Source organism: Sphingopyxis sp. BE259 (assembly GCF_031457495.1).
Taxonomy (GTDB): domain Bacteria; phylum Pseudomonadota; class Alphaproteobacteria; order Sphingomonadales; family Sphingomonadaceae; genus Sphingopyxis.
Genome location: NZ_JAVDWM010000001.1, coordinates 1,401,556 through 1,416,070, shown reverse-complemented (window position 1 = coordinate 1,416,070; position 14,515 = coordinate 1,401,556). Strand labels below are relative to the sequence as shown.

15 protein-coding genes are annotated in these 14,515 nt (G+C 63.5%); 7 read left to right on the top strand and 8 right to left on the bottom strand.

Annotated features, from left to right (window positions below; all coding sequences use genetic code 11):
• Positions 1-14: 14 nt before the first annotated feature.
• Both J2X44_RS06870 and clpS read left to right on the top strand, forming a co-directional pair.
• On the top strand, positions 15-767 hold the full coding sequence (locus J2X44_RS06870; RefSeq protein WP_310088782.1) for a phasin family protein: 753 nt from the start codon (positions 15-17) through the stop codon (positions 765-767).
• Positions 768-1,030: 263 nt separating this feature from the next.
• Positions 1,031-1,357, top strand: coding sequence for an ATP-dependent Clp protease adapter ClpS (gene clpS, locus J2X44_RS06865; RefSeq protein WP_310089336.1), 327 nt, complete (start codon positions 1,031-1,033; stop codon positions 1,355-1,357).
• A 1-nt stretch (position 1,358) separates the two neighbouring features.
• Here clpS and J2X44_RS06860 read toward each other — a convergent pair whose 3' ends face one another.
• The gene (locus tag J2X44_RS06860) at positions 1,359-1,850 is read right to left on the bottom strand and encodes a winged helix-turn-helix transcriptional regulator (RefSeq protein ID WP_310088781.1); all 492 of its coding nucleotides are present in this window, start codon (positions 1,848-1,850) and stop codon (positions 1,359-1,361) included.
• A 199-nt stretch (positions 1,851-2,049) separates the two neighbouring features.
• Between J2X44_RS06860 and J2X44_RS06855 the strand changes: the two genes are divergently transcribed.
• Together J2X44_RS06855 and J2X44_RS06850 are read left to right on the top strand one after the other, a co-directional pair.
• The gene (locus tag J2X44_RS06855) at positions 2,050-2,781 is read left to right on the top strand and encodes an SDR family oxidoreductase (protein WP_310088780.1); all 732 of its coding nucleotides are present in this window, start codon (positions 2,050-2,052) and stop codon (positions 2,779-2,781) included.
• Positions 2,782-2,983: 202 nt separating this feature from the next.
• Positions 2,984-3,586 carry a 2-hydroxychromene-2-carboxylate isomerase gene (locus J2X44_RS06850; protein WP_310088779.1) on the top strand — a complete coding sequence of 201 codons (603 nt, stop codon included), beginning with the start codon at positions 2,984-2,986 and terminating at the stop codon, positions 3,584-3,586.
• 110 nt (positions 3,587-3,696) lie between these two features.
• On the opposite strand, the gene J2X44_RS06845 is transcribed toward J2X44_RS06850, so the two are convergent.
• From J2X44_RS06845 to J2X44_RS06835, 3 genes are all read right to left on the bottom strand, one after another.
• Positions 3,697-4,692 carry a DUF3011 domain-containing protein gene (locus J2X44_RS06845; protein WP_310088778.1) on the bottom strand — a complete coding sequence of 332 codons (996 nt, stop codon included), beginning with the start codon at positions 4,690-4,692 and terminating at the stop codon, positions 3,697-3,699.
• 138 nt (positions 4,693-4,830) lie between these two features.
• Entirely contained in the window at positions 4,831-5,304 is a 474-nt protein-coding gene (locus J2X44_RS06840) for a hypothetical protein (protein ID WP_310088777.1), read from the bottom strand.
• A 29-nt stretch (positions 5,305-5,333) separates the two neighbouring features.
• Complete coding sequence (locus tag J2X44_RS06835) at positions 5,334-5,948, bottom strand: hypothetical protein (RefSeq protein WP_310088776.1); 615 nt, start codon at positions 5,946-5,948, stop codon at positions 5,334-5,336.
• Positions 5,949-6,137: 189 nt separating this feature from the next.
• Between J2X44_RS06835 and J2X44_RS06830 the strand changes: the two genes are divergently transcribed.
• Both J2X44_RS06830 and murA read left to right on the top strand, forming a co-directional pair.
• Positions 6,138-7,172, top strand: a complete 1,035-nt coding sequence (locus tag J2X44_RS06830) for an AraC family transcriptional regulator (protein ID WP_310088775.1) — start codon at positions 6,138-6,140, stop codon at positions 7,170-7,172.
• Between the two features lie 9 nt (positions 7,173-7,181).
• The gene (gene murA, locus J2X44_RS06825; RefSeq protein WP_310088774.1) at positions 7,182-8,465 is read left to right on the top strand and encodes a UDP-N-acetylglucosamine 1-carboxyvinyltransferase; all 1,284 of its coding nucleotides are present in this window, start codon (positions 7,182-7,184) and stop codon (positions 8,463-8,465) included.
• A 33-nt stretch (positions 8,466-8,498) separates the two neighbouring features.
• Here the strand turns inward: murA and J2X44_RS06820 are convergent, their stop codons facing one another.
• From J2X44_RS06820 to J2X44_RS06805, 4 genes are all read right to left on the bottom strand, one after another.
• The gene (locus tag J2X44_RS06820; protein WP_310088773.1) at positions 8,499-9,461 is read right to left on the bottom strand and encodes a DMT family transporter; all 963 of its coding nucleotides are present in this window, start codon (positions 9,459-9,461) and stop codon (positions 8,499-8,501) included.
• Complete coding sequence (locus J2X44_RS06815; RefSeq protein WP_310088772.1) at positions 9,458-10,468, bottom strand: beta-eliminating lyase-related protein; 1,011 nt, start codon at positions 10,466-10,468, stop codon at positions 9,458-9,460. Before J2X44_RS06815 ends, J2X44_RS06820 begins: the two co-directional genes overlap by 4 nt.
• Before the next feature lie 82 nt (positions 10,469-10,550).
• Positions 10,551-10,748: a hypothetical protein gene (locus tag J2X44_RS06810; RefSeq protein WP_310088771.1), complete on the bottom strand. Its 198-nt coding sequence runs from the start codon at positions 10,746-10,748 to the stop codon at positions 10,551-10,553.
• A gap of 238 nt (positions 10,749-10,986) precedes the next feature.
• Entirely contained in the window at positions 10,987-12,204 is a 1,218-nt protein-coding gene (locus J2X44_RS06805; RefSeq protein WP_310088770.1) for an argininosuccinate synthase, read from the bottom strand.
• A gap of 166 nt (positions 12,205-12,370) precedes the next feature.
• Here J2X44_RS06805 and J2X44_RS06800 point away from each other — a divergent pair, with 166 nt between their 5' ends.
• A complete protein-coding gene (locus J2X44_RS06800; protein ID WP_310088769.1) occupies positions 12,371-14,440 on the top strand; it encodes a S46 family peptidase in 2,070 nt (689 codons plus the stop codon).
• Positions 14,441-14,515: the final 75 nt, after the last annotated feature.

Genomic DNA, 14,515 nt, shown 5'->3' with positions numbered 1-14,515 from the left:
AAGGAGTTTTACCCATGGCTACCAAGATGGATAGTGCCGAAAAGGCTTTCGAAGCCGCGACGCTGGAAACCGCCGCCAAGCCGGTGGAAGCTCCGGCTGCCCCCGCCGTTGTCGCTGCCCCCGCAGCGGTGAAGGCTGCGGCCCCTGCCAAGATCAAGCCGGTGAAGGCAAAAGCCAAGCCGGTCGCGAAAAAGGCTGCTGCCCCCAAGGCAGTTGCCAAGAAGGTCGCCCCCAAGAAGGCGGCCGTGAAGAATATTGCTCCCAAGCCCCTCAAGGCCGCACCGAAGCCGGTTGCCGCCGTCAGCAAAGGAATCAAGACCATGAACGACACCGTCAAGAAGTTCGCCGACGAAGCGAAGACCCGCACCGAAGCCCTGACCGCCGACTTCAATGCGAAGGCCAAGGACGCGATGAGCAAGACCAGCAAGCTTGCTGAAGAAGCCGTCGAATTCAACAAGGCCAACATCGAAGCGATGGTCGAAGCCGGCAAGATCGCTGCCAAGAACATGGAAGTTCTGGGCCAGGAAGGCGTCACCTTCGCTCGCAAGAGCTTTGAAGACACCACCGCCGCGCTGAAGGGCTATACCTCGGTCAAGTCGCCGACCGAGTTCTTCAAGCTCTATGCCGAAAACAGCAAGAAGGCGTTCGACGCCGCTGTCGCCCAGACCTCGAAGACCAGCGAACTGGTCGTCAAGATGGCGAACGACAGCTTCGCGCCGATCTCGAACCGCGTTTCGGTGATCACCTCGAAGATGAAGGCCGCCTAAGGCGCTTTCACCTTCCGTTGGCGCGGGCACTTCCCCCTCCCTCTCCGCCTGCGCCGACACTCTCAAGACCGCTCGCTTCCCAAGGAAGCGGGCGGTTCTTGTTTTTGAAGCCAGCCCGTTCCGCGCTGGCGAACAAGAGGTTAAAAACCGCGCGCGCGCCCCTTGCGCTTCGCCCGCGGCTTGCGATATTCCTGCCCATGATGTTTCCAGTATCGACCACCCAGCCGGTCCGCGCGATGGCGGAGCCTAGGAATGTCCGCGCCATGGCGGACAAGGATGACGGCGCGCCCGGCACCCCCGGCGTCGGCATCGCCACGCGCACCCGCGCCAAGGCGAAAAAACCGTCGATGTACAAGGTGCTGCTGCTCAACGACGATTACACGCCGATGGAATTCGTCGTGATGGTGCTCCAGCGTTTCTTCAACATGGACATCGAACAGGCGACCCAGGTCATGCTGCATGTCCACCAGCAGGGCGTCGGCGTGTGCGGCGTATTCAGCTACGAAGTTGCCGAAACCAAGGTCAACCAGGTGATGGACGCCGCGCGGCAGAACCAGCACCCGCTGCAATGCACGCTGGAAAAGGCCTGAGCTAACCCGCGCGCCGCGCCTGCTCGGCCTTGAGCGCAGGTGACGGCTCCCCTTTCAAATCGCCATAGCCCAGCGGCTCGCCGCATCCCGGACACACCATCGCGGTGCCCACATCGGCGCCGCAGGCGCGATGGATATAGCGCATCGCCGGTCCGCCGCCGGTCTCGCCCTCTTGATACGCCCAGCGTTCAGCCCAGCCGCGCATCGCATAAAGGACGCCGAACAGATCCTTGCCCTTGGCGGTCAGCCAATAGTCGTGGCGGATCGGGCGGTCCTGATAGGCGCGCCGCTCGACCACGCCTTCGCCCTCGAGCAGCTTGAGCCGCGCCGACACCAGCTGCGGACCCAATCCGGTGTTCGCGGCGATGACCTCGAACCGCCGATTGCCAAAGAACAGATCGCGCAGGATCAGCAGCACCGCGCGATCGCCGAGCAGCTCGGCCGAGCGGCCGACGGGGCAAAAGGTCGCTGACAGATCGGTGCGTTTGGGCATCGGAATTCCTTTAACGTCCCGTCATTGCGAGCGAAGCGAAGCAATCCAGAGTGTGACAAGCCGCCCTGGATTGCTTCGCTTCGCTCGCAATGACGAAATCATATCTGGCAAGGCCATCACACATGTTTCTCATACCATGAAATTTCTCTTGTTACTATGATTATCATAGTTACTATCAGGCGCAAGAGGAGAGTCGCATATGCCCAATCCCGCTGCCGTGATCATCGGCGCCGGCGACGCCACCGGCGGCGCCATCGCCCGCGCCTTCGCCGCCGAAGGGTTCACCGCCTGCGTCAATCGCCGGACCCGCAATGCCGACCAGCTCGAAACGCTGGCCCAATCGATCCGTGACGACGGGTATCAGGCGCGCGCTTTCCCCGGCGATGCGCGCAGCGAGGACGACATGACCCAGCTGTTCGACCAGGTCGAGGCCGACGTTGGCCCGGTCGAGGTCGCGGTGTTCAACATCGGCGCCAACGTCAATTTCCCGATCGCCGAAACGACGGTGCGCGTTTACACCAAGGTCTGGGAAATGGCCTGCCTCGGCGGCTTCCTGATGGGGCGCGAGGCAGCAAAGCGCATGACCCCACGCGGTCGCGGCACGATCATCTTCACCGGTGCTACCGCATCCTTGCGCGGCGGATCTGGCTTTTCCGCCTTCTCCGGCGCCAAGGCAAGTTTGCGGATGCTCGCTCAGTCGATGGCGCGCGAACTGGGTCCGCAGGGTATTCACGTCGCGCACACCGTCATCGACGGCGCGATCGACACCGAATTTATCAAGGGCCGCCACCCGGATTTCGACAATGCCAAGGCGCAGGATCTCATTCTCAATCCGGCCGCGATCGCCGCCAATTATGTGATGCTGCACCGGCAACCGAAAAGTGCCTGGACGCACGAACTCGACCTTCGCCCTTGGGGAGAAAAATGGTGATGCGGCCCAATTCCCTCTCCCCTTGCGGGAGAGGGATGCGAAGACTCGCCAGCTTGCTGGCTAGTCGCAGCTGGGTGAGGGGTTGCGGTCCACCGGACCTCGCGAGCTCCGCTCGCCACCCCTCATCCAAGTCCGCCTAATCGCTTCGCGATAAGGCTCCCTATCCTTCTCCCGCAAGGGGAGAAGGGAAAGGAACGAAACCATGACCAAAACCCTTGAACTGATCTTCGATTTCGGCAGCCCGAACGCCTATCTTTGCATGAAAGCGCTGCCCGAACTGCTCGACCGCACCGGCGCCGACCTGCTCGTCACCCCGTGCTTGCTCGGCGGCATTTTCAAGGCAACCGGCAACAAGGCGCCGATGATCCAATATGCCGATGCGCCCGCCAAGCTGGCCTATGAAAACTTGGAAATGCGGCGCTTCATCGAGAAGCACGGTCTCGCCAAATTCCGCCTCAATCCGCATTTCCCGGTCAACACGCTTACGATCATGCGCGGCGCGATCGTGGCCGACGACGAAGGCGTGCTCGACGATTATATCGACGCGGTGAACCGCGCGATGTGGGAAGACGGGCTGAAGATGGACGACCCCGAAGTCATCGCGTCCTTCCTGTCGGCGAACGGCTTCGACGGCCCCGCGCTGCTCGCGCGGACGCAGGAGCCAGAGATCAAGGCCAGGCTGGTCGCCAACACCGAATCGGCGGTCGCGCGCGGGGTATTTGGCATCCCGACCTTCTTTGTTGGCGATGCCATGTTTTTCGGCAAGGACCGGCTTGGCCAGGTCGAAGAGGCGTTGCTCGGATAGAATGGGTTCGTCATTGCGAGCGAAGCGAAGCAATCCAGGTGCGGCCTAGAACCGCTCTGGATTGCCGCGTCGCCTTCGGGTCCTCGCAATGACGGTGATGAAAACCCGCGCTACGAAAAATCGAGCTGGATGATGTCGCTCGGCGTCGCGCGGCAATACATTTCGATCGCCTTGGCGCCATCGGGATAGGTTGCGGTCATTGCGGCGCGGATGCGCCAGCCGCCATTGCCCTGTTCCAGCGAAACCAGCTTGTCATAGGACAGCCTCGTCCCGCCCGTGACCCCGATCTGCCGCGCCGCATCGGTCATGCAGTTCTGCACCGACGGCCGCGCTGCGCTTGGCAAGCCGCTGAGGTTCGCGCTCAACGTCGCCGGTCCGCGCGGCGGGTGCGTCGCCGCGCTGTCGTCGCTCGCACCGTCGGCCGATTTCTTCTTCTTGCTGAGCAGCAATGCGAGCAGCCCGCCCGCAACCACGACGCCGCCGATGATCAGCCCGGTGCTCGGCCCCTTGTCCTTGTCGGGCCGCGTCGGCTGCACATTGCGATAGCCATAGGCGAATTCGGCGCGGCAGCCCTTGTCGACCCAGATATAATCACCGGTATAGCCCCATTGGCGCCCGGCATTGCATTTGCCGCCCAGCTTGCGGACAAGATCGACGCGATTGTTCGTGGGGACGTTGCACTGCTGATAGGTCTTGTTTCGCGATTCGCAGGTCAGCGTTCCGGCATAGTCATCGACCGGCTGCGGCAAGGGGGTCGGATAGCCGCCGTTATTTGCGTAGCCATAAGCGAATTCGGCGCGGCAGCCGCCCGACACCCAAATCTGGTTCGCGGTGAATCCCCAATCGCGCCCTTTCGAGCAGCGCCCACCGATGACCCGAACGAGATCGACGCGATTGTCGGTTCGCACGCTGCACCGCTCTGTCGTATTGCCCCGCGATTCGCAGCGGATCGTCCCGACATAGCCTTCATAGCCTGGCCGCGGCGGCTGAATTTGCGGACCACCCGGCGGCGGATAGGGATAGGTCGATTGCGGCAACGCCGGAACAACCAGCTGGCTGGCGATCAACGCCGCAGATGTAACGATGGTGACGACATGGTTCCGCATGACCTTCTCCCCTGTGAAAAGTCCGCCGGCGCAAGCCGCCCTCGCTCGATCCGGATATGGCAGCGGATAGTTTCACAATTCGGACCGGAAAGCCACGGCGAAGCCTAAGTCCGCCAACACCGGCCCGAATGCCCCGGCTCAGCTTGGGCTGGCCGACCGGTCGCGATGCCAGAGAGACAGCGCAAAGCCGAGCAGCATGGCATAGAACAGCGATTGGACGATCGCCTGCGCCAGGTCACCCGGCAGGCTGACCCACGGCGTATCGTGCAGATGATTGTTGATCGCCAGGCGCGTCACATATTCCCATATCTGCAACAGAAAGACGAGCGAGATCATCGAGCGGTAGCGTATCAGCGCAAGCACGCTCAGCACGATAAAGATAAAATGAACATTGCCGAGCTTGGCAAAGATCGAAATGATTTGCAGCGCGGCATCGGCGGGATAGCTGGCCAGCGGAATATTGTCGGCCTCGGCCGCTGCGTAATAGGTGTTGAACACCGATTGGTACCACATGATCGTGTTGAAGATCGTGATGAAGACCAACAGCACCAGCGCGAATTTATGTCCGCGATAGACATCGTCGTAATGCGCCGGGAAAATCTTGCTCAGCATGGGGTTCCTGTCTTTCTTTTTTCGGGGAATCAGGGCGTCTGGGTCGCCGGGATGGCACGGCGAGGCTTGGGCTTGCGCCGGACCTTGACCAGCCACCAGGCGATGAAAATCAGCGTCGCGAGTGACGGGATGAACAGCAACGGCGATCCGGCCATAAAGGGAAAGACATCGTCCTGCTGCCCCAGGAACAGCGACGTCGCGGCGAGGAAGTACGCGGTGCACATCCGCCACAAATGACGCGCCAGCCGTTGCTGCGCCGAGAGTGGAGCGCCTAGCAGGACGCGAAGATCGAGCAGCGCCGCCCATGCCGCCAGGCCAGCAAAGACAAAAAAGGCGGTCGCTGGCTGGCCGTCCAATTCGCTGCCGACACCATTCATGGCTTTCAGGCCGAGCAGGATCTCTGCGACGACGCATCCGATGGCGGCCGCCAACGCGGCCCACTCGGGCCACCCCGCCTTGCCGCGCCGCTTGACCGCCATCCACGATGTCGTGACGAGGTAGGCGGTCAACACAGCGGCCACCGCCGACAGCCGATCGGGTTCGAGCAGCGCGAGCGGGGTTGCGGTGACCGCCATCACCAGCATCGCGATAAAAAACCAGCTCCCCCAGCGCGCATGTTGCGGCCCGCCTTTGCGGCGCGCCATTGCCACAGTGCCCGCAATCAGGCCAAAAGTGCCACTGGCAATGTGGACGGCAACTAATGGTAACAATATCGACATTGAACGAGCATTTTTCCATAGGTTGACCGGGGGTCGTCGCGGCGCAGTATTAGAGAGGCAATACACTGTCCGATATGTTCGTTCGTATCAAAAATATGTTCCAGGGTAACGGCGGTGGCTGACCCTAGCGTTTCCGCGGGCGCGATCACCGCGTTTCTCGATTTCGCTGCGTCACGTGGGGCCGACCGCGCCATTCTGACCGCCGGTCTGCCGGTCGCGGCAGATCATCTGGCTGACCGGGACAACCGCGTCGCCTTTGCCGATTATGTCGCACTGGTCCGCGCCGCCCAGCGCTTGACCGGCAACGACGCGCTGGCGCTCCATTATGGCGAAGCCGTCGACCTGTCGGAGCTGTCGGTGGTGGGCCTGATCACTCGGGCGGCGCCGACGATGGCCGACGCGCTCGCCCAGATGAACCGCTATGGCAGCCTCGTCGTCGAACTTGATCTGGGCGCAACCGATCGGTTCGAGATTGTGCAGGAGGGCCGCCATGTCTGGGTGGTCGATCACCGCCAGAACCCCAACGACTTTCCCGAACTCAGCGAAGTGAGTTTCGCCCGCATGGTTTGCGGGCCGCGGCGGTTTACCGATCAGCTCAAGATCGGCGAAATTCAATTCACCCATCCGGCGCCCGGCTATGCGTCCGAGTATGCGCGCGTCTTTCAGGCGCCGATCCGCTTTGCCAGCGGCCGCAACGCGATGCGGCTCGACGGCGACTGGCTGTCGCACCCCGTCGCGCTGCAACCCAGCTATGTGTTCGGCATCCTGATCGACCATGCCGATGCCGTGCTGGCGCGTCTGGCGGCGACGACGACCCTGGGCGGACGGATCGAAAACCTGTTGCTCCAGCGCCTTCACACGGGGGACGCGCACATCGACGGTATCGCGCGTGAAATGGGAATCAGTCGGCAGACGCTTTACCGCAAACTAAAGGCCGAAGGGCTGACCTTTGACCGGCTGCTCGACCAGCTGCGTCACAAGATGGCGGTCCGCTATCTGGACGGCGGCAAAGTGTCGATCAACGAAGCGGCGTATCTCCTTGGCTTCTCCGATCGCGCCGCCTTTTCGCGAGCCTACAAGCGCTGGACCGGACGCAGCCCGGGGCCGAAGGTGCGCCGCCCTGCTTGCGCGCCCGCGCCCGTGCGCTAAAGACAGCCGATGGATCAAATCGTCATTCGCGGCGGCCAGCGACTCAAGGGCCGTATCCCCATCTCCGGCGCCAAGAATGCGGCGCTCACCCTGCTGCCCTGCGCGCTGCTCACCGATGAGCCGCTGACGCTGCGCAACCTGCCGCGGCTCGCCGACGTCGACGGCTTTGGCCACCTGCTCAACCAACTGGGCTGTTCGACGACGATCGAGGGATCGCGGCCCGAAGATTTTGGCCGCGTGATGACCGCGCGCACGACCACCCTCACCTCGACCGTCGCCCCCTATGACATCGTCCGCAAAATGCGCGCGTCGATCCTGGTGCTCGGGCCGCTGCTCGCCCGCGCGGGCGAGGCGACGGTGTCGCTGCCCGGCGGCTGCGCGATCGGCAACCGCCCGATCGACCTGCATCTCAAAGCACTGGAAGCCTTTGGCGCTCAAATCGAGCTGACTTCGGGTTATGTGAAGGCGGTCGCACCGGGCGGACGGCTCGCGGGCGGCAAGTTTACCTTTCCGGTGGTATCGGTCGGTGCGACCGAAAATGCACTTATGGCTGCCGTCCTTGCCAAGGGCACCTGCGTTCTCGAAAATGCGGCGCGCGAACCCGAGATCGTCGACCTGTGCAACTGCCTGGTCGCGATGGGCGCGCATATCGACGGCATCGGCACCGAAACGCTGACCATCGAAGGTGTCGATCGCCTGCACGGGGCGACATATCGTGTGATGGCCGACCGCATCGAGGCGGGCAGCTACGCCTGTGCCGCGGTGATCACCGAGGGCGACGTCGAACTGGTAGGCGCCAAGGCCGACGAGATGGACGCGACGCTCGCCGCGCTGCGCCAGGCCGGCGCGACGGTCGAGGAAACCAAGACCGGCATCCGGGTTGCGATGTCGGGCCGCGCCGAACCCGTCACCCTGTCGACCGCGCCCTACCCCGGCTTTGCAACCGACATGCAGGCGCAGTTCATGGCGATGGCGACGCTGGGCAAGGGCGCGTCGCTGTTCACCGAAACCATCTTTGAGAACCGCTATATGCACGTTCCTGAACTGGCGCGCATGGGCTGCGACATCGATGTGCGCGGCCGCAGCGCGGTGGTGCGCGGGGTCGATCATCTGGTCGGCGCGCCGGTGATGGCGACCGACCTGCGCGCTTCGATGAGCCTGATCATCGCCGGGTTGGCGGCCGAAGGCACGACCGAGGTCAACCGCGTCTATCACCTCGATCGCGGTTATGAACGGCTGGAAGAGAAGCTCCAGGCGGTTGGCGCCGATATCGAGCGGATCAGCGCGGGATAAGGACCACCCCGCTGCCGTTCGTGCCGAGCGAAGTCAGGAGTCCTTGGCCTCCACAACCGGCACCGACACGGTATTCCCGCTGACCGAGGGCCGTTCGGGGCGTTTCGCCACCGCAATGACCAGCCCGACCAGCGCCACCGTGCCGCCAGCGATCGACAAGGGCGCCCAGCGATAGCCCTCGAACAGCGTCGAAAAGCCCATCGCGATGATCGGGATCAGCACGCTCGACCACGCCGCCTGCCCCGGCCCGACGGCGCGAATGATATTGAAGTAGAGCGGGAAGGTGACGGCGCTCGCGATGACCCCAAGATAGAAGACGCCGCCGAGATAGGCCGGGGTCATTTCGATCACCGGCGGGCCGGTGGTTGCCCAGGCGAACAGCGCGTCACCCAACGCGCCGAACAGCATCGCCCAAGCGATCATCACCACCATCGACTGCGCGCGTGCGACGTTCGATCCCTGCATCACATTCGACGCCGACGCGCTCATCACGCCGCACAATGTCAGCACAGTGCCGATCAGTACCTCGCCCGCGCCGACATTGGCGGCACGATATTCGTGGAGGATCATCATGCCGACGCCGACGATGGCGATCCCCGCGCCAAGCAGGAATCGGCCCTCGACCTTGGTTTTCAGAAAAACCCGGCCGAGCAAGGTGTTAGGCACGATCAACAGCGCAAACAGCACCGCAACCAGTCCCGAAGTGATGTGCTGTTCGGCGCGATAGACGAAGTTGAAGTTGAGCGCGAACTGCGCCAGGCCGAGCAGCGCGGCAAAGGCCCACCCCGCCCCCGAGAGCGTCAACTGCTCGCGCCGCCACAGCGCATAAGCGAACATTGCCGCCGCCCCGACAAAAAAGCGATAAGCAACCGACCAGCTCGGCGGCACGACGCCCAATTGTCCGGTGATGACGATCCACGTCGATCCCCAGATCAGGGTGATGAAAAGGAATGGGAACAGGACGCGCGGCGTCAGCAGGCCGGGCTGCGCGGTCATAGTGCCGCGATCGCGGCCGCCAGCGGCGCAACCGCCTTTGCATCCTGATCCCAGCTGACGACCAGGCGCGCCGCGCCGTCGCCCCAGTCGTAGAAATCGAACCCGGCGCCGCGCAGTTTCGCGGCTTCGGCCGCGGTCAGCCGCACGAACAGTTCGTTCGCCTCGACCGGGTGCATCAGCCGGTCGCCGCATGCCATCGCCAGCCTCGCCGCGCCCGCATTCGCCGCGCGCGCGTTTTTGAGCCACAGGTCGTCGGTCAGCATCGCGCGAATCTGCGCCGCAACAAAGCGGCCCTTGCTGAGCAGGTGACCGCCGCGTTTTTTCAGCTCGCGAACCCCCGGCCCGCCACTGCCGCCGAAAAAGACGATCGCCTCGGCCATCATCGCGCCATTTTTGGTAAAACCGAACGACAGCGCATCGACCCCGGCGCGCCAGGTAACGTCGGCGGGGGCGCAGTCCAGATAGGCGACGGCATTGGCAAAGCGGGCACCATCCATGTGCAGCTTCATGCCCTTGCCGCGGGCGATCTCGCTGATCTCGCCGATTTCCTGCGCCCGCCAGGCGAGGCCGTATTCGGTTGCGTTGGTGATGCTGATCGCTGCCGGTTGAACCTGATGCACGTCGTTACGGATGCTGCGAATCCGCTCTTTCAACGCTTCGGCATCGATCTTGGCGCCGCGTCCAGGCAGCGTCATCAGCGTGGCGCCACCCGAATAGAAGGTCGGGGCGCCGCATTCGTCGACCTCGATATGCGCCTCTTCATAACAGAGGATACCCTGCCACGGCCGCACGAAATGGGCGAGAATGATGCTGTTCGCCGCGGTGCCGGTGGGGATCCACACAACCTCGCATTCGGTTTCGAACAGGTCCGAAAAGGTCTTGTCGAGCGATTGGCTAAGCGCGTCGCCGTCATAGGCGGTATCGACATGATTGGCCGCCGCCAAGGCGTCCATCACCGCCGGATGAACCGTGGCGGCATTGTCGGAGAAAAAACGGGTCGCAGTCACGACTCGCCCCTTAGCGCAGGTCCGGGCGCCATGCTAATCCTGTATTTCGGTTGGGTTTGATCGAGCGAATTGCGCCGTAACTTTACAGCTGCCGAACCGCCGAAGGTTGCCGATAGATCCATTTACTGAACGTGCGCGACTTGCGAACGAGGTAGCGGCCGGGCCAGATCACGCCGGTGCGAACGCCGTTACGATCGATCAGCAAACCGACGCGCGGGAAGGCCACCCGGCGGGGGTGCCATTCATAATCGGGGTCGTTCAGGGCGGGTTGATTCTGCATCGCTTGTCACTCGCTATAGGCCCACCCCTGGCTATTTTCTTACATATTCTCACTAACTTAACGCACGATGACTATCATCGCGATGTGGCAAAGTCATGACGCCACCACCCGGCACAACGCGCCGGGTTCCCGTCCCGGCGCGATCCGCGCCGAATATGCGACGAAGCGATCCCGGCCGGTTCAGGCCGCAACGATCGCATCGGCGATGACGATGGTGCGGCCGCGGTCGGCCGGCGGCTCAGCGGTCGCGCTTGGCGAGCAGTTTGAGGCGCAGCGCGTTCAGTTTGATGAACCCCGCCGCATCCTTTTGATCATAGGCGCCGGCGTCATCCTCGAACGTCACATGGCGTTCGCTGTACAGGCTGTTCGGCGACTTGCGGCCGACGACGCTGGCATTGCCCTTGTAGAGTTTGAGCCGGACGGTGCCGCTGACCTTTTCCTGGCTGTGGTCGATCGCCGCCTGCAACATCTCGCGCTCAGGCGCGAACCAGAAGCCGTTGTAGATGAGCTCGGCATATTTCGGCATCAGCTCGTCCTTCAGATGCGCGGCGCCGCGATCGAGGGTGATGCTTTCGATGCCGCGGTGCGCGCGGGCATAGATTTCGCCGCCCGGCGTTTCGTACATGCCGCGCGACTTCATGCCGACGAAGCGGTTCTCGACCAGGTCGAGGCGGCCGATGCCATGCTTGCGGCCGAGGTCGTTGAGCGCGGCGAGCAAAGTCGCGGGCGACATCGCCTGACCGTTGAGCGCAACGCCATCGCCGCGCTCGAAATCGACCGTGATATGCTCGGGGATGTCGGGCGCATCTTCCGGGTTAACGGTGCGCGAATAGACATAATCCGGGGTTTCATCCCACGGGTTTTCGAGCACCTTGCCCTCGCTCGACGTGTGCAGCAGATTGGCGTCGGTCGAGAACGGGCTTTCGCCACGCTTGTCCTTCGGCACTGGAATCTGATGCTCCTCCGCCCACGCGATCAGCGCGGTGCGGCTGGTCAGATCCCATTCGCGCCACGGTGCGATCACCTTGATGTCGGGATTCAGCGCATAAGCCGACAGTTCGAAGCGCACCTGATCATTGCCCTTGCCCGTCGCGCCATGCGCCACCGCGTCGGCACCGGTTTCTTTCGCGATCTCGACCAGCCGCTTCGAAATCAGCGGCCTCGCGATCGAGGTGCCGAGCAGATAATCGCCCTCGTAACGCGCATTGGCGCGCATCATCGGAAAGACGAAATCGCGGACAAATTCTTCGCGCAGGTCGTCGATATAGATATGTTCGGGCTTGATCCCCATCAACTCGGCCTTGGCGCGCGCCGGTTCCAGTTCCTCGCCCTGCCCCAGATCGGCGGTGAAGGTCACCACTTCGCAGCCATAGGTCACCTGCAGCCACTTCAGGATGACGCTGGTATCGAGGCCGCCCGAATAGGCGAGAACGACGCGCTTGAAGGACTCGGACATGATGGCACCTTTGGCGTGAGGACAGACGCGGGCGCGGCTAGCAGCCCGCCGCGCGGCGCGCAACCAGCGCATATATGTTGCGGCTCCAGCGCGCTTTATTCGCTTGGCCGCCCTCGCCGCCGTCGCTAGTATCGGATGATACTTTATAACGCCGAAGAGGATCCCCATGCGCCTGACCCTTGCCCTGACCTTCGCCGCTCTTGCCGCCTTTACCGCTGCCACCCCCGCTGCCGCCGAAGAGGGCATGTGGACCTTTGACGGCGTCCCGACCGACGCAATCCGCAAGGCCTATGGCTGGGCGCCCGACGCGCAATGGCTCGCCCGCACGCAAGCCGCGGCGGTGCGGCTGACCGGCGGCTGTTCGGCGTCGTTCGTGTCGAGCGAGGGGCTGGTCCTCACCAACCATCATTGCGTCATCAGTTGCCTGCAAAATCTGTCGACCGCCGACAGCGATCTGGTCGCGGGCGGTTTCAACGCCGCCGACCGCGCGCGCGAGCGCAAATGCCCCGGCCAACAGGCCGAGGTGGTCACCTCGATCACCGATGTCACGGGCGACATTCAGGGCGCGATCGCGGCGCTGACCGGCGAAGCGCTGGTCAAGGCGCGCGACGCACGGATCGCGACAATTGAAGCCGCGGGCTGCACCGATCGCGCCAAAACGCGCTGTCAGGTTGTCACGCTGTTCGGCGGCGGCCAATACAAGCTGTATCAATATCGCAAGTACAGCGACGTCCGCATCGCCTGGGCGCCCGAATTTCAGGCGGCGTTCTTCGGCGGCGACCCCGACAATTTCAACTTCCCCCGCTACGCGATGGATGCCGCCTTCCTGCGCGCCTATGAGGACGGCAAGCCGGTCGCGACGCCGACCCACCTCAAATGGAATCCGCGCGCCCCGCAGGACGGCGAGATCACTTTTGTCGCTGGCAACCCGGGTTCGACCCAGCGTCTGCTGACCGAAACGCAGCGCGAATTCCAGCGCGCCGAACGCCTGCCGCTGACGCTGATCCTGCTGTCCGAATTTCGCGGTCGCCTGATCGCCAGCATGGAGGGCGATGCTGCCAAAACCCGCGAGGGCGGCGACGAGCTGTTCGGATATGAAAACAGCTTCAAGGCCTTGTCGGGACAGCTGCGGGCGCTCAACGATCCCGCCTTTACCGCCAAGTTGGCTGCCGAAGAGGCGGATCTGCGCGCACGGGTCAAGGGCAATGCCGAAATCGGCGATCCCTGGTCGGAAATCGACAAGGCGATGGCCGAGCGCCGCAACAGCTATCTGGACAGCGTGTTCCTGCAAAGCGGCCCTGCCAGCTATTCGACGCTGGCCGGCTATGCCCAGACGCTGGTGCGCGCTGCCGCCGAACGCAGCAAGCCCAACAGCGAACGCCTGCCCGGCTTTACCGATTCGGCGCTGCCGCTGACCGAAAAGCGGCTGACCGATGCGGTCCCGACCTATCCGTGGCTCGAGGAGTTGGGCGTCGGCTTCTGGGCCAGTAAGGCGCGCGAATATCTGGGCGCCGACAATCAAGACGTCAAAATGCTGCTCGGCAAGGAAAGCCCCGAAGCACTCGGCAAGCGGCTGGTCGAAGGAACGAAGCTGGCCGATCCGGCCTATCGCAAGCAATTGTGGGAGGGTGGCGCTGCGGCGATCGCGGCGTCGGACGATCCGATGATCCGCTTCTTCGCCGCGCTCGATCCGCGCGCCCGCGCGATCAAGACGGCGTTCGACCGCGATTATGACGCCCCGGTCACCGCGGCGCAGGCACGGCTGGCAAAGGCGCGCTTCGCTGCCTATGGCGACAAGCTCTATCCCGATGCGACCTTCACGCTGCGACTATCCTATGGTCAGGTGAAGGGCTGGACCGAGCGCGGCAAGCCGGTGCCGGCGACTACCGTGATGGGCGGCACCTATGACCGGGCGACCGGGCAGCTCCCCTACAAGCTGGCCGACGGATTCGTGAAGGCCGAAGCGCGCATCGACAAGAAGGTCGTCTATGATTTCGTCACCACCAACGACATCATCGGTGGCAATTCGGGATCGCCGGTGATCGCCCGCGACGGCAGCGTGATCGGCGCGGCGTTCGACGGCAACATCCACTCGCTGGGCGGCAATTTCGGCTATGACGGAACGCTCAACCGCACCGTCGTCGTGTCGACCGCCGCGGTGCAGGAAGGGCTGGAGACAATCTGGCCGGCCCCGGCATTGGTCGCCGAACTAGCGGGAAAGCGCGCCAAGCGGTGATTGATCCTACGGCGCGCGGGCGGCGGGCCCGCCTGCGCGCCGGTTGGATTATCGGTGCCAACCCGCTAGCCTGCC

Excerpts from the sequence above, each read along its gene's own strand:
- murA (WP_310088774.1), top strand. The coding sequence starts at position 7,182 with ATGGATCAAATCGTCATTCGCGGCGGCCAGCGACTCAAGGGCCGTATC.
- J2X44_RS06810 (WP_310088771.1), bottom strand. The coding sequence starts at position 10,748 with ATGCAGAATCAACCCGCCCTGAACGACCCCGATTATGAATGGCACCCC.
- J2X44_RS06860 (WP_310088781.1), bottom strand. The coding sequence starts at position 1,850 with ATGCCCAAACGCACCGATCTGTCAGCGACCTTTTGCCCCGTCGGCCGC.
- J2X44_RS06820 (WP_310088773.1), bottom strand. The coding sequence starts at position 9,461 with ATGACCGCGCAGCCCGGCCTGCTGACGCCGCGCGTCCTGTTCCCATTC.
- J2X44_RS06845 (WP_310088778.1), bottom strand. The coding sequence starts at position 4,692 with ATGCGGAACCATGTCGTCACCATCGTTACATCTGCGGCGTTGATCGCC.
- J2X44_RS06840 (WP_310088777.1), bottom strand. The coding sequence starts at position 5,304 with ATGCTGAGCAAGATTTTCCCGGCGCATTACGACGATGTCTATCGCGGA.
- J2X44_RS06850 (WP_310088779.1), top strand. The coding sequence starts at position 2,984 with ATGACCAAAACCCTTGAACTGATCTTCGATTTCGGCAGCCCGAACGCC.
- J2X44_RS06870 (WP_310088782.1), top strand. The coding sequence starts at position 15 with ATGGCTACCAAGATGGATAGTGCCGAAAAGGCTTTCGAAGCCGCGACG.
- J2X44_RS06800 (WP_310088769.1), top strand. The coding sequence starts at position 12,371 with ATGCGCCTGACCCTTGCCCTGACCTTCGCCGCTCTTGCCGCCTTTACC.
- J2X44_RS06855 (WP_310088780.1), top strand. The coding sequence starts at position 2,050 with ATGCCCAATCCCGCTGCCGTGATCATCGGCGCCGGCGACGCCACCGGC.
- J2X44_RS06835 (WP_310088776.1), bottom strand. The coding sequence starts at position 5,948 with ATGGCGCGCCGCAAAGGCGGGCCGCAACATGCGCGCTGGGGGAGCTGG.
- clpS (WP_310089336.1), top strand. The coding sequence starts at position 1,031 with ATGGCGGACAAGGATGACGGCGCGCCCGGCACCCCCGGCGTCGGCATC.
- J2X44_RS06805 (WP_310088770.1), bottom strand. The coding sequence starts at position 12,204 with ATGTCCGAGTCCTTCAAGCGCGTCGTTCTCGCCTATTCGGGCGGCCTC.